The organism is Vibrio sp. 1078-1, from assembly GCF_033340475.1.
Window position 1 is genome coordinate 26,806 of record NZ_JAWOWM010000010.1, and the last position, 24,438, is coordinate 51,243.

The following is a 24,438-nucleotide window of genomic DNA, read 5'->3' on the forward strand; positions in this document are numbered from 1 at the left end:
AGGACAGAATTTTTAGACGCGACATTCTAGCGATCTGTCGCAACCCTGTCGAGCCAATAGCCACTATGTGGACATTGTCTGCGCTAAATTCTCGAATGCTGACCCACTTTTTCTTCAAAAATGCGATTCAGACACCGTCTAAGCATCGCCAGCATATCTAGAATGGGGACAATAGCGACTTTTTCAAGAGAATCGACCGGTTTTTTTATCGAAAAGCCTAAAAAGAGATCTTGCTCTTGTTTTACTCCACAGAGTTGAAAACTAAATCCCTAATCCTTCCTACAAACTATTAACATTTTCTTACGTGACCAAAGGAAGTTGTAAGGAGTGTAAGGATGTCGCAAAAAAAACGGATTCTGCTGACATTTTTTGCTTTCTATTTCCTGTGCGCAATTATCGGTGGCCATTGGGTTTGGCAGACCAGTTATCAATCTCTACTTGATAAACACCAATCACAGCTGGAGCAGTTTTCTGGCCATATAAAAAATAAACTCGATAAGTACGCCCATATCCCAAATCTTCTAGCTAAAGATGATCCTCTTTATCAAGCGCTTCAGCACCCCAACAACAGTGCGCAACTGGAAATCACTAATCGGTATTTAGAATCCGTTAATGGCGTGATTGAAGCAGCGGATACGTACTTAATCGATCAATGGGGTACAACGATCGCAGCCAGCAACTGGCGTAAAGAGCGCTCCTTTATCGGGCGAAATTTTGCATTTCGCCCTTATTTCAAACAAGCCATTGTAGGCAAAAGAAGCCAATACTACGCACTGGGCTCAACATCTGGTAAACGTGGCTACTACTATTCTTATCCCATCGTATACGCTGGCGGTGTACTTGGTGTCGTCGTGGTGAAGATGGACCTAAGTAAGATAGAGGACAACTGGCAGCAACCTAACAGTGTTTTTGTCGCCAGCGACCCATACGGAATTGTTTTCATGAGTAGCCGAAGTGAATGGCTACTCAAAAGCTTACAACCACTGACAAAAAAAGAGAAAAAGCAAGTTTGGGCAAGCCAACAATATCTTGATGCGCCAATTGAAACGCTTGGATTAGTGGGTAGTTTGGACGAGGTGCATTCTGAGCTTAAACAGGGTTACCCATACAATAAAGGAACCTTGGTGGTCTCTTCGCTGCCCCTTCCCGAACTCAAACTGACTATTCGTGTGCTGTCTCCTAAACAGTCGATCGTTTGGTTCACCATGGGTTACATCTTTGTACTCACTCTAGCATTCATGGTTTTGTTTTTAATTGGTCAGCTTATCTATCACCGTCAACAGCGTCACTTGCAACTTGAACGAATTCAACAAGAAGCCAATCAAAAGTTGGAATATCAAGTCATGGCACGGACTGCCGAGTTGCAAGCGGAGATCGCACAGCGTATCGATACCGAGCAAACTTTACGCGTTACTCAAGACGAATTGGTGCAAGCAGCGAAACTCGCGGTGTTAGGACAAATGTCGGCCAGTATCAGCCACGAACTGAATAATCCACTTGCGGCAATTCGTAGCTTTGCGGAGAACGGCAAGCTGTTTCTAAAAAAAGAAAAATATGAGCGAGTGGAAGATAATCTCACTCGCATTTCTGCTCTCACTGACCGTATGGCAAATATCAGTCAGCAACTTCGCTCTTTCGCCAAAAAAACCAGTGGTGACGAGTTGGCTCAATCTCGATTGTTCCCTGTGATTGCCTCTGTAAAAGAACTGATGAAGCCCGCATTTAAATCAGGGCGCGTTACGTTAGAAACAAATTTGCCAGAGCATGATGTTGAAGTGCAGATCAATACTATTCAACTGGAGCAAGTGTTGGTCAATTTACTGACTAATGCGATAGAAGCACTCAAAGAACAACAAGACAAACAGGTAGAATTATCTGTAGAACACGATGAGCACACTGATTTGGTTTGGATTCATGTTGATGATAATGGCCCAGGGCTTGGCTCTTTCTCACTTTCTGATTTATGTGAGCCGTTTCTAACCACTAAACTGAACGGTTTAGGTTTGGGTCTCTCTATCTCGCAACAAATCTTAGCCAGTATGAATGGAAAATTATGTGCCCATAATCGAGAACAAGGCGGCGCTCGATTCTCATTGTGTTTACCTATCACTTCTTACAACACTGAACCATCAAAAGGATAAGATCATGTGTCAGGTGTTTTTTATTGATGATGAGGCCGATCTCAGAATCGCTATAGAACAGACCTTTGAACTGGCGGATATCGACGCCAAGTTTTTTGTGGATGCAGAATCGGCTTTAATAGCGATGCAGCAAGGAGAAGAAGCTGGCGTCGTGGTCACTGATATCTGTTTGCCGGGCATTTCTGGTATGGATATGCTGACAACTTTGACTCAACGCGATGCAAACTTACCCGTCATCATGATCACGGGACACGGTGATATTTCCATGGCTGTGCAAGCCCTTCATCAAGGCGCTTACGACTTCATTGAGAAACCTTTTGCGCCAGAACATTTGGTTGAAACGGTTAAGCGGGCGATTGAGAAGCGCAAACTAACCAATGAAAATGAAAAACTGCGCCTGTCACTTAAAGCCAGTAAAACCCTTGGTCCACGAGTTATTGGTGAAACCTCTAGCATCCAAATATTACGAGAGACCATCACCCAAATCGCCGATACCGACGCCGATATTTTATTGTTTGGTGAGACCGGTACAGGGAAAGAGTTAATCGCTCGCTCTTTACATGAGCAAAGCTCTCGCCGGAACCAAAACTTTGTCGCCGTAAATTGTGGAGCGGTTCCAGAGAACTTAATTGAGAGTGAACTCTACGGCCATGAAAAAGGCGCATTCACTGGCGCCGAAAGCCGTCGTATCGGTAAATTTGAGTTTGCACAAGGCGGCACACTTTTCTTGGATGAGATCGAGTCGATGCCTATCCAAGCCCAAATTCGTTTATTGAGGGTATTACAAGAGCGCGTGATTGAGCGTGTCGGTTCCAATGAATTATTGCCTTTAGATATTCGAGTGATTGCCGCAACAAAGGTCGATTTAAAACACGCAGCTGAAGAAGGTACTTTCCGTCAGGATCTCTATTATCGGCTCAATGTCGTGACCTTGGATCTCCCGCCACTACGCGAACGAAAAGAAGATATTCCCGCCCTCTTTCACCACTTTCTGTTGGTAGCAGCTTCACGTTATGGTAAAAGCTCACCTAGCTTGTCACCCCAAGATCTAGCGCAACTGATGAGCCATGACTGGCCTGGCAATGTTCGAGAACTCAGAAATGCTGCAGAGCGTTTTGTGCTATTGGGTAAGTTAATTCAGTTGGGAGAATCGAACCCAGTCGCTAAGTCTTCCTCAAGCCTTGCAGAGCAAGTAGCGGAGTTTGAGAGAGCAGCCATTGAAGGCGCTTTATTAGAAAACAACGGTAGTATTAAACAGACAATGTGCCAATTGAATGTGCCAAGAAAAACCCTTTACGACAAGATGCAGCGCTACCAAATAAATAAAGACCTTTACAAATAAAACACGTTCAGATAACTGGCATTATATTCAACTTGAATCATAATTTTTAACAACAGGTTTATCATGGTTGTTACAGATATGAACGAAAAAGTGAGAATACCGATTGTTACAGATACCGTGCTCGTAGACGGTTGCTATCAAGAAGAGAGAAGATTCGGTGAAGAGCGTCGTAAAAATAAAAAGAGGTGGCGACACTATGAACGTCGAATTAATTCAGACCCGCGCAAAACTTGCTACAAGTCAATAGACGAAGAGGTGTGAATTCTCACACCTCTTTCTACTTTCTGGCTTCCATTACTTGGTAATGATCTCCGGCCCCATCAAAGTAGTAGGCAACCAAGTCGAAACCCATGGTACATATGTGACGATAATTAGGAATAAGAACATCACTCCAACCCAGGGTAATGCTGCCTTCACTACGTTCATCATCGACATTTTGGCAACACCAGCGGTCACAAATAAGTTAAGACCCACGGGCGGCGTTATCATTCCTATCTCCATATTCACCACCATCATTATGCCCAAGTGAATTGGGTCTATGCCTAATGCAATCGCAATTGGGAACACGAGCGGCGCAACAATGATCAACAAGCCTGATGGCTCCATAAACTGACCACCAATCAACAACAAGACGTTCACCACAATCAAGAAAGTGATGGGTCCGAGACCAGCCGAGAGCATCGACTCGGTGATCATTTGCGGGATGCGTTCTTCCGTTAAAACATGCTTCAAAATTAAGGCATTAGCAATGATGAACAGCAGCATGATGGTGAGTTTGCCCGCTTCATACAGGGTGTGTTTGGTGTCTTTATGAACAAAGGTTTGGAAGATTTTAACGAGCGCAGGTTTAGTGTTTTTCTTGTCTGCAAATGGCCCCATGTCTTTGTATACAAAGTTAGCAATAAAGAATGAGTACACAGCAGCAACCGCAGCGGCTTCTGTCGGCGTAAAGATACCGCCATAGATACCACCAAGAATGATGACGACCAACAACAAGCCCCAGCTTGCATCCTTGGCGGCATCAAAAGTTTCTTTCCAACCGACAAAAGGTTGCTTTGGAAGGTTCTTGATTCTCGCGGCAATGTAAATCGCGATCATCAACATGATTCCCGCCAGCAAACCGGGAATCACACCACCAAGGAACATACGTCCAACTGACACATCCGTTGCGGCTGCATACACCACCATCACAATCGAAGGTGGGATCAAAATCCCTAGCGTACCTGCGTTACAAATTACCCCAGAGGCAAACTCTTTTGAGTAACCGTTTTTGATCATACCTGCGATAACAATACTACCTATGGCAACAACCGTTGCAGGTGAGGAACCTGACAACGCGGCAAACATCATACACGCGACAACCGAAGCCATCGCCAAACCGCCGCGGAACCAGCCTACAATGGCAATGGCGAAACGAATGATCCGCTTTGCTACGCCACCCGTCGACATAAAGCTTGAAGCCAATATAAAGAATGGAATAGCCAATAGCGTGTAGTGGCCCGCGAATGCATTAAACAGCGTTTGAGCAACTGACGCTAAAGAGGCATCCGAATGCATTAAAAGGAAAAGAACACTGGAAAGGCCCAGCGAAATAGCAATTGGCACGCCAACCAGCATAAAGCCAATTACCATCAAAAATAGAAATAAGATATCCATGGCTTATTGCTCCTTGTTTTTAGCGTCTTGCGAGGCCTTTGGAGCCATTACGTCTTCAGCGTCACTCATCTCAGCTTTAAGAGATTCGAGCTCTTCCTCCGCTTCATGTCCTGCAATCAAGCGATCGAGCTTACCAGTAGCGATTTGCCACGTGACTTGAACAAATCTAAACGTTAGTAGCGCCATTCCAAGCGGCAAAGCGAAGTAAGGAATAAAACGTGGCAGCTTTTCATAACGCTCTCCCTCATTTAACCAGTCGGCCATGAACTGGAGTATTTCAGGCATCGGAATATCGTCCGTTTCATACCACGCTCGGTCAGTAGCGAACGGATACCAGTAGTTCCAAGCGCCAATTAACAGCAAAATAGAGAAGGCTAAGCAACACATTGCTGCAAAAAGCGCAAGGGCTTTTCGTTTACCTTCCGGAACGATGTTAATAATGACATCGACACCAATATGAAAGTGTTTTTTCACACCATAAGATGCGCCAACCAACACCATCCATGCGAACATGAAAACGGTGAGCTCAAGCGCCCAAAGAATATTGTCGTTAAAAACATAACGAAAGATGACATTGGCAAAGGTCAGCAAGGTCATGGCACCCAAGAAGAAAGCAATCAAAGTCTCTTCAATGGCATCGGTGATTCGTCCAGCCTTGGCAAAAAAAGTCTGTTCCATAATTACATCACGTCGTCTGTAGAGGGAAAGAGCCCCCTTAGTTTGAGAGGGCTAAATGTGCTAGGTGTTATTATTTTTGGTTAGACGCCAAAGCGGCTTCGATTAGGTCAGAACCAATGTCTTTTTCGAACTTCTTCCATACTGGTTGAAGTGCAGTGACCCACTCTTGGCGCTGTTCTGGCGTTAGAGTACGAACCACACCACCGGCTTCGATGATATTGTTCTTATTCGCAAGGTTTACTTTGGTTGACTCAGCATTACGCTGCGCAGTTACCTCTTGAATAATGGTATTTAACTGCTCGCGCTGATCATCTGGTAGGTTTTCCCAGAAGTCGTTTGACGTCACAACTAAGTAATCCAAAATTCCGTGGTTCGTTTCCGTAATGCCATCTTGAACTTCGAAGAATTTTTTGCCGTAAATGTTTGACCAAGTATTTTCTTGACCATCAATAACCTTAGTTTGCAAGCCGCCGTAAACTTCTTTGAACGACATTTTTTGTGGGTTAGCACCTAGCTGCTCAAACTGAGCAACGAGTACATCAGACGCTTGAACACGGAACTTAAGTCCTTCAGCATCAGTTGGAGAAATGAGCGGCTTGTTGGCTGACATTTGCTTCATGCCGTTATGCCAAAACGCAATGCCTTGTAGGCCACGACGTTTCATTGAATTTTTCAGCTTTTCACCCGCTTCCGAGTTTTGGAAACGGTCAACCGCGTCGACATCATCGAACAAGAAAGGGAGATCGAAAAGGCGGTACTTCTTGGTGAATTTCTCAAACTTAGAAAGAGAAGGAGCAGCGAGTTGAACATCACCGTTCAGTAGCGCTTCCAACACTTTGTCATCATCATAAAGTGTTGAGTTAGGAAACACCTGCATACAGACTTTACCGTTCATCTCTTCGTTGACGCGCTTTTCAAGTAACGAAGCCGCGATGCCTTTAGGGTGTTTGTCCGCATTCGTTACATGGCTAAACTTGATGACCGTTTCACCCGGGTCACAATTTGCGGCAGCATTAAAACTGGTAACGGCAAGTGCAGAGACAGATAGTAGAGTTAGAGGCTTAAACATTATTATTCTCCTTGTTGAATCACATCCCATCCCGTCCATGAGTAACTAGGTGTTAGGCGATGGGTACGGATGTTCAACAAAGAGCAATTAATGGACCATGTTAAAATTTATATGTATTTCAATAAATTAACATAGCCCATTAACATGAATCAGAAGTGTAACGAGTGAATTCCACCCAAGAAAAAGATACAAATGGGTGGGAAATGACCCATTTATGAAGAACAGCTTATCTCCATTTTCTTCCCCCATTCCGGCGGCAATTTCGCGTAATCATCAAACTCGGGTTGCTCATCAAATGGGCGTTTTAACAGTTCGGCCAATCGGTGTAATTCGCTAAAGTCCCCTTCTTCCGCTTTATCAATCGCCAACTGAGCCAAGTAGTTACGCAAGATGTATTTGGGATTGGCTTGACGCATCTGTTTGCAACGCTGTTCGGTTGAAATCAGGCCCCCTAGTTCATCAACCTCTAGCTCACACCGAGCTAAGTACAGATCAAGCCAAGCTCGCGCAGCTTCTCGGTCGAGAAATAAATCGATTACGGCTTGGGAAGGCGCATTATCAAGGTTTGAAAGTGTTCTGAAGAAGCGAGTGTAGTCCGTTTTGTTCTGGTGAAGAAGCTCAAACATAGCTTCAAACAAACGCCCGTCTTCCGCTATCTTGGTTTTTAAGCCCAACTTCTCACGCATGAGGCGGCTGAACTGCTGGCTTAAATGAACTTCAAATTGACTCAACGACGATTCTAAATCTTCTCGTTCAACGAGTGGCGATAGCGCATGCGCCAGTGCTGACAGGTTCCAAAGCGCAATTCTAGGCTGTTGATCAAATGCGTAACGACCCTGGTAGTCTGAATGATTACAAATGTATCCCGGCTCATAATCATCAAGAAAGCCAAACGGACCATAATCAAAAGTTTGCCCAAGAATTGACATGTTATCGGTATTCATCACACCATGCGCAAAACCAAAAGCTTGCCAATATGCGATCATCTCGGCTGTTTTAGTCACGATGGCGTCAAACATCGCGGCATATGGTTTCTCCGCCGATGCACAATCAGCAAAGTGCCACTCAATCACCTTATCCGCCAACAGCTTCTGCTCTGCTAACTGGTTGGTGTAAAAGAAATGCTCAAAGTGACCGAATCGAACATGGGTTTCAGCCATTCGAAGTAACAAAGCGCCCGATTCCGTTTTTTCTCGATAAACAGGTGTATCACTGACCATCATACCGAGAGCACGTGTCGTGGGAACCCCAAGGCCTGCCATGGCTTCACTGCACAGGTACTCACGGATAGTCGAGCGTAATACCGCTCGCCCATCCCCCATTCGCGAGTAAGGCGTTAGCCCTGCACCTTTGAGGTGAAGATCAAACCAAGTACCATCCTGATGCTCAATTTCTGCCAACAGTAATCCACGTCCATCGCCCAAATCTGGGTTGTAAACGCCAAACTGATGGCCTGCATATTTCATCGCAAGAGGACGAAATTGTTCGAATTCACTTAGCCCAGAAAAAACCGCCAATAACTCATCGTTTTGCTCTTCTGGTAAACCAAACTGCTGTGCAAACTCACCATTCCAAGCGACCCAGCGAGTGTTGTCCAAGGGTTGTGGCTCGACCAACGTATAGAACGCTGACGGTAATTGACTAAAGCGATGGGTGAAATTGACCCGTTGCCAAATGGACATGTAGGGTTCCTTAATAAAAAGAAGTACTGTTGTGAGTATACGTGTGAATGTCCCTGTCATTCAGCCATGAAATGGGCATGGGTATTTTGCGTGAATAACGCGAAGGCGGCAGGAAGGTATCAACCTGCCGCAGACCGTCTCCTAAACAGAGGTAGCATGTAAAAACGATCAAAGGGTTAAGCGGAAAATTCTTCACCCGTTTTTGGTGGCTGTGATGTCGTATCAAAACGAGCGCGTTCGATATCCACTACCGTTTTATAGCTCAACGATAACAATGCCAGCTGGTACGCGCCAAAAATACCATAGGCCACACCGACGAGGCTCAACATAAAGAGATTCGTAAAGTGGCTAAAGATCAGCTGACTGAGCAAGCCCGCACCCAATGGAATTAGTCCCATCAAAATGAATACTTGTTTGTTGTATGCTCTGCTCTGGTTCCACGAACGACGCAAACTGCGCGGTTGATGATCCATTGCAGTCGCTGGCAACACAAATGACCATCGCGCCATTACCCAATAGCCAGGAACGCTTGCAATCGTTGTGATAATAGCCATAGCAACAAAGTCGGCTTCACCACTTTCTGCAATGTAGATAAACGACAACACAAAGATCGGGATACCAATAACGAGCATCATCATCAGTCCAAACAGTATCCACCAGCCTATGAAACGGAATTCTCGAGCTGACAAACGAAATACATCCAACGCCGAGTGCATGTAATCACCGACTAAATAAATTCGATGCACACGCACAGCCGCCATAGCGGCAACAAGTGGGTACAAAATAATTGTGACGAAATAAAATCCTGAGACATTGCCTTCTTGAACGTTAGCTTGATCTTGCCCCGTCATTTCAGGATACATAAAAGCAAAAATTGAGTGCACGATAATCAACGGAATACAAGCAATAACAATTGCGAGTAGATTCCTTCTGACCATCACTGCCGCTTCTCGGCATATTTCCGAAACAGAAAAGCCCTCGGTAGACATATAACATCCTTAGTTCATAAAAATCGGCCCCTAGGGTAACCGCAGAGTAGAAAAATCGCTTTAAAAATAATGAGAAACACATCTCATAAGATAATGAGAACGAAACCAAAATAAATCAGATAAAAAATAAGCCACCCAATGTGAGTGGCTTATACCGCAATTCAATACCGTTTTAGACGCGACGTCGCCAGCCTAATGTTGCAAGTAACATCAAAGCCCAATAAGAAACACTGCCGCTACCTTCTGAGTTCTTGAATGTCGTTGTCTTCAAAGAAGCAACAACCGTCACGATAACTTCACCCGTAGCAGTGGCACCATGACCGTCTGAAACCGTATATTGCAGCTTGATGCCGTCAGTAGGGCTATCCGGTGCTTGAAAACGGATTTTGCCATTCTCTACACTCGCACTTCCCACACCCGTTACGTTCTGTACACTTTCTACAACCAGTTTATCGCCGTTCACATCCGAATCATTGCTCGCTGCATCAATCAGAATACTTTCACCAACGGCAACGGTCGCCGTATCTGCAAGCGTAACTGGCGCTGCGTTTTTCATGGTTAAATCGACGGTAGCACTGGACGTTTCATTACTAGGGTCAGTCACGGTTAAACGGAATGTCAGAACCTCACCCGCTTTTGCACCTTGAGGCACCGTAAAGCTTGTGCTAACACTGGTTGCATTGCCAGGAGAAACTGAAGTGCCAGCCAACTGCTCCCATTTATAACTCAACACATCACCATCAGCATCCGTACTATTTAACGCAGACAACGTGACTCGCTGCCCAACCGTCATGTCTTTATTATCAACATCAATCACAGCCACTGGCGCTTCGTTGCTGCCAAGCACTTCCACTTGCACATTCACGATTGAAGATGAGTACGCACCATCAACCGACAACAAACGATATTGGAAAGTGTCCAGACCAACGAAGTTAGCTTCAGGTTGGTACTGGTTGCCAGAGATGGTGCCGTGCTCAGGCTTCTGCACAATGTCCACATTGAACTGATACCCTACCGCCATGAAATCATTGTCCATCAGGTTCAGTTTGATTGGCGTATTTTTATTGGTTTGTAACGAATCAGATTTCGCTTCAACCAAGTTGCTCGCATCCACATTTAATAATGCTGCAAACGGAATATAAGAGAACCCGGCTTTTTCTAGACCAAACGTGCCAATCTCACTGTAATCACCAGTCCACATTACAGGTAGAGAGGCTTTTTCAGTTTTTAGCAAGCGACCGAAATCAAAGTTTGCATCAAATTGACCGCCTTCCAATTCAACGACCAATAAATGCTGACCCGCACTCAATTGGCTTGATTGAGGGAATAAAATTCGAGATGACTTTTGGAAGTTACCTTGTTGTAAAAGCTCAGCGTTGTTTTGATTCAATATTAATCGATAGCCAATGTTTCCAGAAAATGGGAATCGCCAAACTCGATAAGTCATGTCACTTTGAGCGCTATCTCTTTGCGCGTAAAGTTGAAGGCCATCAAGCTCTGTATCACGATTCAAGTCCAGTGGCACCGCCAGAGTGTTACTCCCACTCGCGTACACATAACCTTGGTGAAGAGAGTTCAGCCATGCTGACTTATTTGGTTCGTTTGTATGTTCAAGAGAAAAACTACCACCGTTGGTGTTGCTGGCAATGTTGGAAATACGAACCCCAGTATCAAACCCTGTGATCGTTCTCAGACCCGGGGTCGATGTATCTGAAATGACATTGCCACCATTAGGGTACAAATCGTCAGCGTCACTCCTACCACCATTTTCTAACTCATTCAGACCATCAGCCTGCATGATTTGAACCTGCATCGCGCCAACATCATTAAAGCGGTTCTGGACATTGACCGACGTCGCCAGGATACCTTCAGCCGCCAATGCTCGGTCGTAACCGCTAAAGGTGCGATTTTCCAAGTAAACACGTGGGCCAAACTCTTTCAAGTACGGGTCGAGATACACCAGCTTGACATCGTCGTTGTTCACAGAAATAGGCGCTGGACTTTCATGAGTTACCGTTGGTACAACAAAACCAGCAGCGTGTTTGCTCCATGCACTCATGTTCACCGGAGTGTCACCAGCGTATGAATCTCCCGGTTTCTGCGCCCATGAACCGCCACCCATCACGCCCCAAGAGCCGATCGAGGCATCACTGTTCCTTGCGTACAAATCCGGTAAGCCAAGCATTAAGTGGCCAAGCTCGTGTACGATCACGCCCAAGGTCGCTTGATGATCAACTTGATAGTCAGCGAACACACAATAGTCTGTGATCTTTTTACCATCTAGTGTGACATCATCGTGAGAGAATTTGTGCGGCCAAATAGCAGGACGGTTGAGAACCCCTGTTGAACGATCGCCCCCCGCAAAAATAAACATGACAGAGAGTTCTGACGGTTCTACGGTACCATTTTGATTGCTGTCGTAGGCCGAAAGATTAAAGTATGGATCCAGTTTTTGATAAGCCTCGGTGAAAACCGCATTCAACTTGGCGGTGCATGTCTTATCAGTAGAACTAGAGTGACAGTTAGGGTGGCTTTGTGCCACAGTCACATCTATCACACCGTCATTGGCGGTGCCGTAACTCTCAAGTGCAGGAACAACTTTGAATTTACCTTGAGAGTTTTTATCAAAGTAATCCACAACGCTTTGACCATTGGTATTAAATACGCGTTGCTCAAAATCGTGCACCATTGCTTGGTCATCAAACGAAACTTGCACAACCAATAGGGGCTGCTGCTTCACCGTTGAACTGCTCATCGCCTGGTAACCTTGCGCCGAACGCAGTAGGTTTTTTCGTGCCATCGGTTCAATGGTTTTTAGAGAAGATAATTGCGGTTTAACTTGTAAATCCGGGCGAAACCTCGCCGACTCAGGTGGCTCACTCGACTGCGTTTTCACCACACCTGTCGAGATCAATATTGGCGTGTCTGACTCGCGCTGAATCCGCGCGAAAAACCAAACGCCGTCTTCCTGAAGTAAGGCATTGCCCTGCTTATCTTCAAACCAGTGGAAATCTGCCGTTCCACGTAGAATTGCCTCACTGGAACTACCATCGCTCAACGCAATAGTATGCCAAACCGGTGATGGCGGAGTAGTTGCCATGCTCTTCCCTGCAAGAAGCGCAGTTAGCATAGCCATGGCGAGTGTGTTGAATTTCAAAGTACGACTCCATCTTTTCGATTCGTTAATTAATACCAAGCACAACAAACACAAAGTAACCCTATGGGCATAGAGTAAGACTGAGTGACTATTGACGAAGGCTGGTATCAATTCGCTCAGATAACACGACGTAGTTTGGTGTCACACTACAAAAGCGTCGGATTCCAAAACGCTGTTATGAGCGTAGCTTCTGAGAATATAAATTGAGTGAATGAATAGTATCGAAACGAAAGGAAGAAGAAATGAACTTCTACGAATTTGTAGGTAAAACTGGGCAACATTCCACATATTCTATAAATGTACGAGCACTGCTATTAATCAATGCTCGTAATGGTCGCGCGGCCATTGTTTAACGCTATATTAACCTGTAAGAACGGCGTCTTCTGGGTATTTGACCAATGTAGGTTCAGGACGTGCCAACATATAGGCAAGCGTGAGCGGCCCAATACGACCAATGATCATCACCACGATCATAATGTATTTACCAGGTTCAGAAAGTTCCGCAGTCAAACCGGCGGTGAGCCCCACTGTGGCAAATGCGGAAATGGTTTCAAACATAACTTTATCAAAGCTGGCCTTCTCGGTAAGCATCAATAAAAACATTGCGCTTGTCAGGATGGCTCCGCTCACAACGATAATTGCCAATGACTTAGTCACAGTTTGCCAATTTATGGTTCGCTTAAACATAACCACATGTTTCTTTTGGCGTAAAAAGGTCCACGTAGCCATAAACGCAACAGCAAATGTGGAAACTTTAATACCGCCCCCCGTTGAGGTGGAACCCGCTCCAATTAACATCAGAACAATCATGACCAGTAAGGCCGGCTGGGTAAACAACGCCAAGTCAACACTATTAAACCCTGCCGTTCGCGCACTCGCAGATTGAAAGAATGCCGCCAACCATTGCCCTGTTGCAGGTAAAGACGCCATTGTGTTTGGGTTGCTTCGCTCAAGTAACCAAAACATCATCGTTCCGACTAAGAGCAATATCGGTGTCGCAATCAGCATGATTTTGGTGTGAAGATGCAAAAAGTGGAAACCTTTGCGCCAGTTTAGCCAGATGTCACCCACAACAGTAAAACCAAGCCCGCCAAAAATGAATAGCCCCGCCAGTGTAAAGATAACCAACGGATCATTCACAAAGCTCATCATACTGTCAGAAAACAGCGCGAACCCAGCGTTGTTAAATGCAGAAATTGCATGAAACAAGGCGTAAAACATACCAGTCTTCCAGCCCATTTCAGGGACCCAGCGGATAGAGAGAAAAATAAACCCGATCGTTTCTGCAACAAGCGCGAAAACAACAATCCGCTTTACTAGTCGGTTTAGATTGACTTGCCGATCTTGCCCTAATGCTTCTTTCGCCAGCGCTTGTTGACGCAAACTCAAACGCACGCCGAACATATAGAGTAAGACCGCCGACAAAGTCATCTGCCCCAACCCACCGATTTGCATTAAAAACATCAGCAAGATTTTGCCCGCAAGCGTAAAGTGTTGCCCAGTATCGACAACACCAAGCCCTGTCACACTAATAGCGGACGTTGCGGTAAACAAAGCATCCGTTATCGACAGTCCCGTAACAGAAAAAACTGGCAAGGTTAGCAATACCGCAGAAGGCAGTAAAACACCGAGAAAACTGAGCAATATAATTCGCGGTTCGTTGCCTTTCGCTTTCTCTTGTTTACCATCTGGTGCGTAAAAAACACCTTTCTGATGAAAATACGTCATAGCGATTTTAATTTATTTGCGAGCGCATCTTGAGGGCCGACCACAATAATTAGGTCACCAATTTCTAGTGTGGTATTAAGGTCAGGTGCCTTGGTAATTTCTGGGCCCCGTTTAAACCCTAGCACTTGCACGCCATCGACTTTGCACAGAGCCAAATCACTTAGTGTCTTACCCATCCAACGAGAGCCAATCACAAACTCCGTCATAGCTAAGCCACTGCCTAATGGGTGGAACTCAAGAACCCGTTTATCGAGCATTTTACGCGCGACACGTATCCCCATGTCACGCTCAGGCATGATAATGTGGTCTGCGCCAATTTTTTGCAGAACACGAGCTTGGAAACGGTCGTTGGCTTTAACCCATACTGACTTTACTCCCGCCTCTTTAGCAATCAATGTCGCAAGAATACTGGCATTGACATCCGCTCCGATGGCAATCATCACCATGTCGTAATCATCAAGTTTGAGCTCAGCAACCGTCTCTTCGTGAGTACAGTTAGCCACAACCGCCTGACTAACAAAACTGGCGGCTTCTTTAACTCTGTCTTCGTTGATGTCAACGGCTAAAACTTGAGCGCCTGAATCTTGTAACTCTTTACACACTGCCAAACCAAATCGGCCAAGACCAATAACGGCGAATTGCTTATCACCTGTTTTCATTTGTGCCCCATCTTATGCATTCATTAGCAAGCAAAAAAGTTTGCGCCCATTCCTTACCTTGTGCAAACCTGCGGACAGATAATTGACAAAAGCTTAACGCACCTTGATTCACTTTACGTGTTAAGCGTATGACACTGATTAACTTTTTTCCTCATTACCGAATAGAAACCGTCGCGATGGCTACATAATTGGATGCCTTAAAACGCAAAAAGCCGCAAGAATGCGGCTTTTAGATCATGGGATAAACTGGCTATTTTGATTCGCGCTTATCGTGCGGTTTACGTTTATTCTTAGGCACGTAATTTAAAATTGAAATTGGTACTGGCTTTCTTGGCGCAAAACCTTCAATTTCCACTCGCTCTAGCAAGTGCCCTAAACGACTTTCAATCATGCAGAGGTTCTTAAAGTCGTCTTTTGAAACCAGTGATATCGCCTCACCTTTCGCGCCAGCACGACCTGTACGACCAATACGATGTACATACTCATCCGCCGGGTAAGGTAAATCGTAGTTGATGACAACTGGCAGATTATCAATATCAATACCGCGCGCAGCAACGCCGGTTGCGACTAAGTACTGGATTTCACCCGCTTTAAACTTTTCTATTAATTCCTGGCGAACACGCTGATTACGGCCACTGTGGAATGCTTCTGCCACAATGCCACGTTTCTCAAGTTGGCTTACCAGTTTGGCTGCGCCGTGTTTAGTTTCAATAAATACCAGTACTTGCGACCAGTCATTTTCTTTAAGCAAGTGACTTAACAGCGACGACTTCATGTCTTTATCGACGGTCGTGATCCACTGTTTAATATTTGATTTTGAGGCACTGTGCTTTGCAATCGTGATCTCTTCAGGATCAATAATCGCATTTTTCGCCAAGTCACGAACAGGGTTAGATAACGTCGCTGAGAACAGCAAACTTTGCACATGTTCTGGCATACAGTCGACGATTTTGTCGATCGCATCGATGAATCCCATATCCAACATTTTGTCGGCTTCATCAAGCACTAGCATTTCCACTTCATCAAAGTGAATCGCGCGTTGACCGTACAGATCAATCAAGCGCCCAGGCGTGCTTACCACAATATCGACACCCTCGATCAAGGCTTGTTTTTGTGGTGCATAATCCACACCACCAAACATCGCCATTGAGCGTAATGGTAAGTTTTTACCATAAGCTTCAATACTTTGATGAACCTGAAGCGCAAGTTCGCGTGTTGGCGTTAGGATAATCGCACGAGCGCGTTTTTTACGTTGCGTTTCGCCTCGACTAAGCTTTTCTAAGATTGGCAGAACAAAACTGGCCGTTTTACCTGTGCCCGTTTGCGCTGCTGCAATTAAATTGCGGCCACGCAATACGATTGGAATGGCTTTTTGTTGGATAGATGTGGGTTTTTCATAACCTAGCGCTTTTACTGCATCAGCAATCGATGCGCTTAAACCAAGCTTAGAAAATGGCATAGAAAGGTCTCAACAGAGGAAATGGGCGCGTAGTGTATCAGAATCCCCGTGAAGTAACAGAAGGATTCATGCGCGAAAAACTAGGAACATGACACAATCTTAGCCCATGAAATTGGGCTGCAAACCTTTTTCTAATTTTTTCCTCACTTTGTAGGAAACATCATTAAGCGTGATTTTCCCCGTTTTGTGGCGGTCGATACCTGCATTCTGTCGATAGGCAATTGAGCCTTGTCTGAACAAAACGAAAGACGGCGGTTTACCAATCGCAGCAGGGTAGAGAATGGCCATGTAAGCATCTTCTAAGCTATTAATTTTATTTCGATAGGGCCAATAGTACGCTTTCACATAGTCAAGTTGTTCAAGCGCGCTCATTCTCGCAAGAGTCTTTGTGTTCACTCCTAATGACTCTGCGGTAGAGGGCATAAATTGAATTAACCCTGTAGCCCCGCTTCCGGAACCATTTTTGATGCTTGGACTGAAAGTTTCAGCAGTTTCAAATGCCATGCACGCCATAAGATGATTATGATTGATCTTTAGCTCTTTACTAATACGGATGACTTTAGATTTGAACTCTGGAGAAACTTTACCTCCCCACGCTACCGCGTTCTCGGGATCTGCAATCGAAGAGACCGTTGATGCGTCATGTTCTTCGACAATTTTAGAAAGTAGAGGAAGCGTTTGGCGTAGTCGATGGCTCGAACTCACCAAGCGAATTGATTTGGTAAGAAACTTGTCTTTTTTTTGGTGTAGTTTTTGGAACTTTACTAACTTATACAGTTGCTTATAAACCGTTTTCACAACGAAGCCAGATGTAGGGAACACTCCCAGAATGTAATCCATTTCCTACAAATTTAATATAAATATCAGCAACAGGAATTCTAGATGTGATCAATGTCACCATAAAAATTCTCAAATTCGATACACACCGATGTAAGTGGTCAATGTGTCTCCAACACGCTAGAAGTAAAAGTAAAGAGGCATTAAAAAGGTCTTACCAATTTTTTTGGTAAGACCTAGGTTTACTGATTCTCGGATAAGCGAATGTATATTCTTACAGTTCAGCTTCCCGAACCAGTTCTGCAAGCGTCGACAAACGCTGCTCACTTTGTTTTACGTAAGGATTATTCGTATCCCAAGCATATCCAGCCAAAATCGCACTAATCATCTGTTTAATACGTGGGTTCGGGTTTTGATAGAAAATCACATCTTGCAACGTGCCGTTGTACCAGCCTTCCACATAAGTGCGGAATGTGTTCACTCCCACCATTAAGCGTTGCGAGTACTCTTCTTGCCAACCAACCTTTTCACCATTCAGCTGACGAACCACGCAGTCCGCTGCAAACTCTGCCGATTTCATGGCGATAGTGACACCCGATGAAAATACAGGATCAAGAAACTCACCTGCATTACCAAGCAACGCGTAGTGCTCTGTCGCTAAACGTTTGACGTTAGCAGAATAGCCACCCAACTCGCCTGCTGGATTCGGGTAATTCGCATTTCGCAACAAAGAAGCCAAACCCGGCTCTTCATTGGCTAACTGCTGCAACGCTGCAATCTTATCTTCTGGGTATTGTTCGAAAAATTCTGGCTCACCCACCACACCAAACGAACAAGTACCATTAGAGAATGGGATTAGCCAGTACCATACGTCGTGATTTTCAGGATGAACTGAAATTAAAATTTTGTTGCGGTCGTATTCCGGCTCTTGGGGAGAGATATGATCTTCGATATGGGTAAAGATCGCTTTTCTAGGCGGAAGACAAGAAGGTTCTTCTAGCTCCAACAAGCGTGGCAAAACACGCCCAAAGCCACTTGCATCCAACACAAAATCTGCTTCGATTTGATAAGCCTTCTTATTTGAGTCGAGCACTTCTAATCGAGACTTTTTCCCTTCAAACACTAGATTGAGCAGTTCATGCTGATAGCGAATCTCTACGCCTTGCTCTTCAGCGCTATCTGCCAATACTTTATCAAAGCTGGCACGTTGAACCTGAAACGTCGTGCCCGGTCCTGGCGTGTATTTGTTTGTAAAGTCGAACTGGGTGTATACGCCATTACGACGAAATGCAGCACCATCTTTATACTGGAAGCCAAACTGCTTTACTGCATTGGTCATTCCTGCTTGTTCAACAACTTCCATACATGCAGGGAGTAGGCTTTCTCCTATGGAAAAACGTGGAAAAGTCGCTTTTTCTAAGACAACAACATCTATGCCACGCGATTTTAATAAGGCAGAAACGGTTGAACCTGATGGCCCCGCTCCTACGACAACAACTTGCTTGAGCTCTGTTTTCATTCTGAATTTAGTTTGCTTGTAGTTTTAATAAGGTATGACCAAGGCCAATATTGTCGGTTCTTTCAACGACAGATAAACCTGCCGCTTCGACAATTTCTAAGAAATCATCACTGCGATAAAAGCGACTATTACCGTTAGCTAAACAGGTAAAATAAAGAGAAGTGGCATTAAGGCTATAGGAAGCTCCCGCGTATTTTTGAGCATCCCAAAACAGCTCCAATACGTAAATAGTATCTCCCTTCGTTAACTGGGCTTTAACTTTTTTAAGGATATTGAGGATCTCAATTGGGGAAAAGCAATCCAAGAACTGGCTCATCCACCATACGTCAGCATGCTCAGGCAATGTTTGTGCTTTATCAAGCATGTTTGCAGGGTATGGACGTACACGCTCGACGAACTGGTTTTCTGAAACATTCTTCATCGCTACTTCTAATTGTTGCGGTAAATCAACAATCGTCACTTGAACGTCAGGGTCATGTTTACAACACTGAATCGCCCATTTTCCCGTATTTCCGCCAATATCCACAAGATGCTTTGGCTTGCTTGCAAATACCTCTTTAAGCAGAAGTGGGAACGAGCGATCCGAATAGAAATGATCGAACTTAAACCAGCTCTGTTTGGCTTGTTCTGGTAACGTCGATAGACCTTGATAGATGGTCTCCCAATTGCCCAACTCTTTCAAACCAGACGGTTTACCTTCTTGAATTGCTTCCGTCAAATGCATCATCGCGGCGTAACAAACATCTGCCGTAAAATCCATGTTTGCATTCGTCATACCATCATGAAGAAGGTAAAAACCAAGGTTTGCAAGCGAATAGTTAGGTCGTTCCCATAAAACAATATGCGCACTAATCGCCATATCCAACAGTACTTTAACACCATATTCTGATACTCCCGTTTTCTCGGCAATATCTGTGGCACTCATGCCTTGTGCGCCAGCGCTGTCTAAAGCGGCTAAAATACCTAAATCTCGAAGCGTTTTGGCGGTCTGGAACACGATTGGTGCAAAAGATAACTTCTGAGCTTCTGTCTTCGCTTCAAAAGCATTAAAAGGGTCATTATTTTGATTTAACACGGAAAAACCTAACTGCAATTAATAGTTTTATTGTTGAGATTGATTGCCCAACAATGCAATAGCTCGCTGAATATCAACATTCAAGTTGTTTACCCAACGATTGTAATTGCGGTGGATTTTGCCATCACTTGCTTTGAGATTTACTGAGTTGAGATAAATAATTGAGTAATATTTATTATTGTATGGGATTTTTACTTCTGCAGAGTGTTTACGAACGTGGATTTTTGCAATAAGAACACCAGGGCTTACTTCTTCGATCGTCCAGCCTCGGTTAGTTGCTGATTGCACTATGGCCATTTTTACTTGTTTATTTTGAAGATCATAAGCAACTGGAGTATCCTCCACATTCATTACAGGTTGTACTCGTCCACAACCAACAAGAAGCAAAGTTAATAATAACGAGACATACAGCTTAAAACGCGACATGATAATTTCCTTTTTATTGTGAATTTGGGTCAACCCCAATTTGTATCGAGCTGTAAAATAAACAATTTAACCCAATATGCCAAACTCGAAGATCAACATTTCGTTCAATATTGATGCGTGGACAGCGAATTCATTCGGTTTATCCGAATCCAATGAATGGAAACAATGGGCAACAGAGATAAAATGGCCAGAAGATGGCAAAATCAATGTTGCAAATATTCCTGCGATGATGCGCAGAAGAATGAGCCCACTCAGTAAACTGGCGGTACAAACTGCAATCGAAATGCTTAATCAACATCAAGTTGATTACCTTGTATTTTCAAGCCGTCATGGTGAACTGCATCGCAGCGTCGCACTAGTTGAAGATATAATTAATGGAGAAGAGGCGTCTCCGATGGCTTTTTCTCAATCGGTGCACAATACCGCCGCAGGGCTTGCCACTATCGCAACTAAACAACCCATTCCCCTAACTTCTATCGCTGCGGCAGAAAACACATTCCAAAGCGCAATATTAGAAGCATGGCTGTTTTTGTCCGACAATCCTGACAAAAAAGTACTGCTTGTTGATTTTGATGAGCCTATGCCTGACTCTTATTTAGAATATGAAAACCAACAATACCAAGGGTTTGGACTTGGCTTAATACTTTCTCATGGAGACAATTTCGCGATACAAAGCTCCATAAACGCAGAACGTTCCGGTCATCCTCTTCCTCAAGGTTTAGTATTTTTGCAACAATACTTGTTAGATAAAAGCCAGTGGACTATTTTCGCTCCGCATCAAGCTTGGGAATGGCACAAAAAATGACTCGCTTAAATCAGTATTGGCGTGTGCTAGCAACAGGCTTTTGTTTTTCAGTATTTGGGTTAGGTGGTTTAGTACTGAGTTTCATTGTTATTCCGACCATTCGTATTTTTGTTTCAGACCAAACGGAACGCGAATATAAAGTTCAGGGTGCGATTCGATATTCATTCAACACATTTTGTAAATTGATGAAGCTAAGTGGCGCAATCGATTATCAAATTATTGGTGCCGATATTCTTCAACAAGATCGTAATTGTTTAATTGTTGCCAACCACCCTAGTTTAATCGATTACGTTCTCATTGCTTCACAATTAAATCGCTGCGACTGTTTAGTAAAATCGGCAATATGGTCGAATCCTTTTATGAAGCACATCGTAAAAGCAGCCGGATATATTCCCAATGAAGCACCGGATGATTTATTAGCACTTTGTGATGAACGATTTAACAAAGGCAACGTGTTGCTTATATTTCCTGAAGGAACAAGAACAACACCAGGTGTAGAGCCGAAATTACAACGCGGTGCAGCACAAATTGCGGTAAGAACAGAACGAGATTTAAGAGTTGTCCATATTACGGTAACGCCAAGTTTCCTCACAAAAGAGAAAAAATGGTATCAAGTACCGGCAACAAAGCCCTTTTTCAGGGTTGAAGTTAAGGATAAAGTTGAGATTACCCCCTTTATAAAGCAAACTACGTCGCCGACAATAGCGGCGCGACGCTTACAACAGCACCTAGCTGAAAACATTTTTCCAGAAAACTTTTATTAATAAGCAGGTCCCAGTGGAACAGTTACACAACGACATTAAGCAACTTATTATTGATGCTTTAAACCTTGAAGATTTAACCGTAGATGATATTGAAACGGATGCACCACTTTTTGGTGATGGACTTGGCTTAGATTCTATCGACGCGCTTGAGCTTGGACTCGCAATAAAAAAACAATACAACATCGTTATTGATGCCGACGACTCAAATACGCGCGAACACTTTGCGTCTGTAGCAAATCTAGCGAAATACGTTTCTTCTCAAACTAATGAATAAGTTGTAGGTATATTCATGACTGATGTAAATAAAGATCAAGTATTTGAACAAGTTAAAGATGCGCTTGTTGAGCTGTTCGAAATTGATGCAGCCGACATTCAATCAGATGCGCACTTATACCAAGATCTCGATCTTGATAGCATTGACGCCGTTGATTTGGTCGTACACCTACAGAATGTCACTGGCAAAAAAATCAAGCCGGCAGAGTTTAGTACAGTAAGAACCGTCGACGATGTGGTTAACGCTGTTACTGAGTTATTGAAGGAAAGTTAATGCGCCAATTGCTGACTGGTCTGTCTGCAATTGTACTGTTTGCCTACCCCTTCGCCGTCTATTTCGGTATAGATAAATTTGGCTTGAACTTAGTTGGGGGCTTGTTAATTGCTGCGTTACTTTTGCGTGTTTTCGTCGCAAATAAGACCCCACTAAAAGAGTTTAAGTTCTTGGCGCTCGTTACGGGCGCTGTTGGCATTGTCCTAATTACGCTTGGCATGGTGTTTAAACAACATGGGTGGCTTCAGTTTTACCCTGTCGTTGTCAATGTATGTATGCTGTGTGTATTTGGACTGAGCTTAAAACAGCCGCAATCGATCATAGAGAGGCTTGCTCGCTTGCAAGAACCCGACCTTCCGGCTAGTGGCGTGACTTACACTCGCAAAGTGACGATGGTTTGGTGCGCCTTTTTTACGCTCAACGCTGCTGTTGCACTCTATACCTGTTTCCTACCAGTAAAAATATGGACGCTTTATAACGGCCTCATCAGCTACTTACTTGCTGGTGGCTTGTTCGCTGGAGAATGGATCGTGCGTCAATTTGTTCGAAAGGAACACTAATCGTATGAATACAACGTATTCGAGCTTTACCTCCCTAGCGACCTTGTTCATCGCAGAGAGGTCTGAGCAATCCCCAGTCTCTTACGAGCGCGACACGGTTATCACGTGGGGTGATTTCCAGCAGCACGTCGCAACACTTGCTCAGCAGTTAGAAACCCAACCAACGCAAAACATTGCGTTGTGTTTTGGCAACAGCTACCTGTTTGCCGTTGGCTTTTTTGCTTGTAGTTATGCAGGAAAATCCATTGTATTACCTGGTAATTACCAACCAGAAGCACTCAAAGAGCTCAGTGAGCACTACGATTTGTTGCTGCATGATGCCGATGTCTCGGTTCCAGAACTGGTGAGCTCGCTTTTGATCGAAGCTCAATCATTGCTAGAAACCACCGTGATTAACGAGTCAGAGGCCAAACAACCTTATTTTTGGCGTGAATTAAACCTGGCGGAAATACCGGTAACGCTATTCACTTCGGGTTCAAGCGGCACACCAAAAGCCATTGCAAAAACGCTGAAACAGCTCGACATCGAAGTTTCTATTCTAGATAACCTATGGGGCGACACGGTTGCCAGCACACGCGTTGAAAGCACCGTTTCTCATCAACACATTTACGGCTTGCTGTTCCGCGTATTGTGGCCTTTGTGCTCTGCACGTCCATTTTCAGCACACAACCTTGAGTTCCCAGAGCAAATTGTCCATCACGCTGATGCTGACACCACGCTAGTAAGCAGCCCTGCGTTACTAAAACGACTCAGTGAAGAGCACAATCCGGTTGCGATTCGGTGTGTATTTTCTTCTGGTGGCCCCTTGCCAAACCAAGCGGCGCAGCACAGCCAGCAGTTGTTTGGGTCACTTCCTATTGAAGTTTTTGGCAGCACAGAAACCGGCGGCATCGCTTACCGTCAGCAGCACGTAGCCAGCACTCCTTGGACGTTATTCCCTGGTGTTGAAGCCGAGCTTAACCATGAGAATTGTTTAAAGCTCCGCTCGCCACACATTGATGAAAACACTTGGTACCAAACTGCGGATGAATGCTATTTCCATGATAGTATTTCTTTTGAATTGCGTGGACGCACTGACCGAATCGTCAAAGTCGAAGAAAAGCGTATTTCCCTTGTCGAAGTGGAAAAACGTTTAGAGCAATTGCCGTGGGTTCAAGAAAGCGTGGTGATCCCAATGGAAGAATCTGGTCGCCTCACGTTAGTCTCGATCATCGTACTTAACGATAAAGGCAGCGATGTGCTTAATGAACTTGGTAAAGGCAAATTTTGGCTTGAGCTTCGCAAGGCACTGCGCAATTGGCTAGAACCGATCGCTATCCCGAGAAAATTCCGAGTGGTCGACGAAATTCCATTGAACAGCCAAGGCAAACGCCAAGTTGCTGAAATTGAAAAACTATTCCAATAA

22 protein-coding genes and 1 pseudogene are annotated in these 24,438 nt (G+C 44.5%); 9 read left to right on the forward strand and 14 right to left on the reverse strand.

The annotated features are described in order from the left end of the window. Positions 1–83: 83 nt before the first annotated feature. Positions 84–296: pseudogene (locus R7190_RS17395) on the reverse strand (hypothetical protein). 39 nt (positions 297–335) lie between these two features. Between R7190_RS17395 and R7190_RS17400 the strand changes: the two are divergent. The 3 genes from R7190_RS17400 (at position 336) to R7190_RS17410 (ending at position 3,744) form a co-directional block, all read left to right on the forward strand. Next, positions 336–2,141 carry a sensor histidine kinase gene (locus R7190_RS17400; protein WP_171346065.1) on the forward strand — a complete coding sequence of 602 codons (1,806 nt, stop codon included), beginning with the start codon at positions 336–338 and terminating at the stop codon, positions 2,139–2,141. Positions 2,142–2,145: 4 nt separating this feature from the next. Next, positions 2,146–3,483, forward strand: coding sequence for a sigma-54-dependent transcriptional regulator (locus tag R7190_RS17405; RefSeq protein WP_005382254.1), 1,338 nt, complete (start codon positions 2,146–2,148; stop codon positions 3,481–3,483). Between the two features lie 78 nt (positions 3,484–3,561). Then, positions 3,562–3,744, forward strand: a complete 183-nt coding sequence (locus R7190_RS17410) for a hypothetical protein (RefSeq protein ID WP_021034161.1) — start codon at positions 3,562–3,564, stop codon at positions 3,742–3,744. A gap of 33 nt (positions 3,745–3,777) precedes the next feature. Here the strand turns inward: R7190_RS17410 and R7190_RS17415 are convergent, their stop codons facing one another. From R7190_RS17415 to R7190_RS17475, 13 genes are all read right to left on the reverse strand, one after another. Next, entirely contained in the window at positions 3,778–5,139 is a 1,362-nt protein-coding gene (locus R7190_RS17415; RefSeq protein ID WP_171346064.1) for a TRAP transporter large permease, read from the reverse strand. A 3-nt stretch (positions 5,140–5,142) separates the two neighbouring features. Further along, complete coding sequence (locus R7190_RS17420) at positions 5,143–5,817, reverse strand: TRAP transporter small permease (RefSeq protein WP_005384308.1); 675 nt, start codon at positions 5,815–5,817, stop codon at positions 5,143–5,145. Positions 5,818–5,887: 70 nt separating this feature from the next. Continuing rightward, a complete protein-coding gene (locus R7190_RS17425) occupies positions 5,888–6,886 on the reverse strand; it encodes a TRAP transporter substrate-binding protein (RefSeq protein WP_130546585.1) in 999 nt (332 codons plus the stop codon). Positions 6,887–7,098: 212 nt separating this feature from the next. After that, positions 7,099–8,568, reverse strand: coding sequence for a protein adenylyltransferase SelO (locus R7190_RS17430; RefSeq protein WP_053303268.1), 1,470 nt, complete (start codon positions 8,566–8,568; stop codon positions 7,099–7,101). A 176-nt stretch (positions 8,569–8,744) separates the two neighbouring features. Then, a complete protein-coding gene (locus R7190_RS17435; RefSeq protein WP_186584412.1) occupies positions 8,745–9,557 on the reverse strand; it encodes a sugar transporter in 813 nt (270 codons plus the stop codon). 172 nt (positions 9,558–9,729) lie between these two features. Continuing rightward, complete coding sequence (locus R7190_RS17440) at positions 9,730–12,714, reverse strand: M6 family metalloprotease domain-containing protein (RefSeq protein ID WP_186584413.1); 2,985 nt, start codon at positions 12,712–12,714, stop codon at positions 9,730–9,732. A 360-nt stretch (positions 12,715–13,074) separates the two neighbouring features. Beyond that, positions 13,075–14,442, reverse strand: coding sequence for a TrkH family potassium uptake protein (locus tag R7190_RS17445; RefSeq protein ID WP_064353721.1), 1,368 nt, complete (start codon positions 14,440–14,442; stop codon positions 13,075–13,077). Beyond that, the gene (locus tag R7190_RS17450) at positions 14,439–15,101 is read right to left on the reverse strand and encodes a potassium channel family protein (protein WP_005388291.1); all 663 of its coding nucleotides are present in this window, start codon (positions 15,099–15,101) and stop codon (positions 14,439–14,441) included. Before R7190_RS17450 ends, R7190_RS17445 begins: the two co-directional genes overlap by 4 nt. 250 nt (positions 15,102–15,351) lie before the next feature. Continuing rightward, positions 15,352–16,560: a DEAD/DEAH box helicase gene (locus R7190_RS17455; protein ID WP_005382264.1), complete on the reverse strand. Its 1,209-nt coding sequence runs from the start codon at positions 16,558–16,560 to the stop codon at positions 15,352–15,354. 99 nt (positions 16,561–16,659) lie between these two features. After that, the gene (locus tag R7190_RS17460) at positions 16,660–17,400 is read right to left on the reverse strand and encodes a transglycosylase SLT domain-containing protein (protein ID WP_132936508.1); all 741 of its coding nucleotides are present in this window, start codon (positions 17,398–17,400) and stop codon (positions 16,660–16,662) included. Positions 17,401–17,611: 211 nt separating this feature from the next. Beyond that, positions 17,612–18,856, reverse strand: coding sequence for an NAD(P)/FAD-dependent oxidoreductase (locus R7190_RS17465; RefSeq protein WP_025766964.1), 1,245 nt, complete (start codon positions 18,854–18,856; stop codon positions 17,612–17,614). Between the two features lie 7 nt (positions 18,857–18,863). After that, the gene (locus tag R7190_RS17470) at positions 18,864–19,931 is read right to left on the reverse strand and encodes a class I SAM-dependent methyltransferase (RefSeq protein WP_053307501.1); all 1,068 of its coding nucleotides are present in this window, start codon (positions 19,929–19,931) and stop codon (positions 18,864–18,866) included. A 27-nt stretch (positions 19,932–19,958) separates the two neighbouring features. After that, positions 19,959–20,357: a hypothetical protein gene (locus tag R7190_RS17475; RefSeq protein ID WP_005382272.1), complete on the reverse strand. Its 399-nt coding sequence runs from the start codon at positions 20,355–20,357 to the stop codon at positions 19,959–19,961. 76 nt (positions 20,358–20,433) lie between these two features. On the opposite strand from R7190_RS17475, the gene R7190_RS17480 reads away from it, so the two are divergent. Genes R7190_RS17480 through R7190_RS17505 form a run of 6 tightly spaced genes read left to right on the forward strand, consistent with a single transcriptional unit; the run spans position 20,434 to position 24,438 of the window. Further along, entirely contained in the window at positions 20,434–21,162 is a 729-nt protein-coding gene (locus R7190_RS17480) for a beta-ketoacyl synthase chain length factor (protein ID WP_054865733.1), read from the forward strand. Next, entirely contained in the window at positions 21,159–21,926 is a 768-nt protein-coding gene (locus tag R7190_RS17485; protein WP_005388305.1) for a lysophospholipid acyltransferase family protein, read from the forward strand. The genes R7190_RS17480 and R7190_RS17485 overlap by 4 nt, the downstream gene beginning before the upstream one ends. A 13-nt stretch (positions 21,927–21,939) precedes the next feature. Further along, the gene (locus tag R7190_RS17490; protein WP_005382278.1) at positions 21,940–22,200 is read left to right on the forward strand and encodes a phosphopantetheine-binding protein; all 261 of its coding nucleotides are present in this window, start codon (positions 21,940–21,942) and stop codon (positions 22,198–22,200) included. A 15-nt stretch (positions 22,201–22,215) separates the two neighbouring features. Next, entirely contained in the window at positions 22,216–22,473 is a 258-nt protein-coding gene (locus R7190_RS17495) for an acyl carrier protein (protein ID WP_025766966.1), read from the forward strand. Continuing rightward, on the forward strand, positions 22,473–23,033 hold the full coding sequence (locus R7190_RS17500; protein WP_132936505.1) for a hypothetical protein: 561 nt from the start codon (positions 22,473–22,475) through the stop codon (positions 23,031–23,033). The genes R7190_RS17495 and R7190_RS17500 overlap by 1 nt, the downstream gene beginning before the upstream one ends. 4 nt (positions 23,034–23,037) lie before the next feature. After that, positions 23,038–24,438 carry an AMP-binding protein gene (locus R7190_RS17505; RefSeq protein WP_186584415.1) on the forward strand — a complete coding sequence of 467 codons (1,401 nt, stop codon included), beginning with the start codon at positions 23,038–23,040 and terminating at the stop codon, positions 24,436–24,438.

Excerpts from the sequence above, each read along its gene's own strand:
- R7190_RS17450 (WP_005388291.1), bottom strand. The coding sequence starts at position 15,101 with ATGAAAACAGGTGATAAGCAATTCGCCGTTATTGGTCTTGGCCGATTT.
- R7190_RS17485 (WP_005388305.1), top strand. The coding sequence starts at position 21,159 with ATGACTCGCTTAAATCAGTATTGGCGTGTGCTAGCAACAGGCTTTTGT.
- R7190_RS17460 (WP_132936508.1), bottom strand. The coding sequence starts at position 17,400 with ATGGATTACATTCTGGGAGTGTTCCCTACATCTGGCTTCGTTGTGAAA.
- R7190_RS17410 (WP_021034161.1), top strand. The coding sequence starts at position 3,562 with ATGAACGAAAAAGTGAGAATACCGATTGTTACAGATACCGTGCTCGTA.
- R7190_RS17480 (WP_054865733.1), top strand. The coding sequence starts at position 20,434 with ATGCCAAACTCGAAGATCAACATTTCGTTCAATATTGATGCGTGGACA.
- R7190_RS17405 (WP_005382254.1), top strand. The coding sequence starts at position 2,146 with ATGTGTCAGGTGTTTTTTATTGATGATGAGGCCGATCTCAGAATCGCT.
- R7190_RS17435 (WP_186584412.1), bottom strand. The coding sequence starts at position 9,557 with ATGTCTACCGAGGGCTTTTCTGTTTCGGAAATATGCCGAGAAGCGGCA.
- R7190_RS17445 (WP_064353721.1), bottom strand. The coding sequence starts at position 14,442 with ATGACGTATTTTCATCAGAAAGGTGTTTTTTACGCACCAGATGGTAAA.
- R7190_RS17500 (WP_132936505.1), top strand. The coding sequence starts at position 22,473 with ATGCGCCAATTGCTGACTGGTCTGTCTGCAATTGTACTGTTTGCCTAC.
- R7190_RS17420 (WP_005384308.1), bottom strand. The coding sequence starts at position 5,817 with ATGGAACAGACTTTTTTTGCCAAGGCTGGACGAATCACCGATGCCATT.
- R7190_RS17455 (WP_005382264.1), bottom strand. The coding sequence starts at position 16,560 with ATGCCATTTTCTAAGCTTGGTTTAAGCGCATCGATTGCTGATGCAGTA.
- R7190_RS17430 (WP_053303268.1), bottom strand. The coding sequence starts at position 8,568 with ATGTCCATTTGGCAACGGGTCAATTTCACCCATCGCTTTAGTCAATTA.
- R7190_RS17465 (WP_025766964.1), bottom strand. The coding sequence starts at position 18,856 with ATGAAAACAGAGCTCAAGCAAGTTGTTGTCGTAGGAGCGGGGCCATCA.
- R7190_RS17505 (WP_186584415.1), top strand. The coding sequence starts at position 23,038 with ATGAATACAACGTATTCGAGCTTTACCTCCCTAGCGACCTTGTTCATC.
- R7190_RS17475 (WP_005382272.1), bottom strand. The coding sequence starts at position 20,357 with ATGTCGCGTTTTAAGCTGTATGTCTCGTTATTATTAACTTTGCTTCTT.
- R7190_RS17495 (WP_025766966.1), top strand. The coding sequence starts at position 22,216 with ATGACTGATGTAAATAAAGATCAAGTATTTGAACAAGTTAAAGATGCG.
- R7190_RS17400 (WP_171346065.1), top strand. The coding sequence starts at position 336 with ATGTCGCAAAAAAAACGGATTCTGCTGACATTTTTTGCTTTCTATTTC.
- R7190_RS17425 (WP_130546585.1), bottom strand. The coding sequence starts at position 6,886 with ATGTTTAAGCCTCTAACTCTACTATCTGTCTCTGCACTTGCCGTTACC.
- R7190_RS17415 (WP_171346064.1), bottom strand. The coding sequence starts at position 5,139 with ATGGATATCTTATTTCTATTTTTGATGGTAATTGGCTTTATGCTGGTT.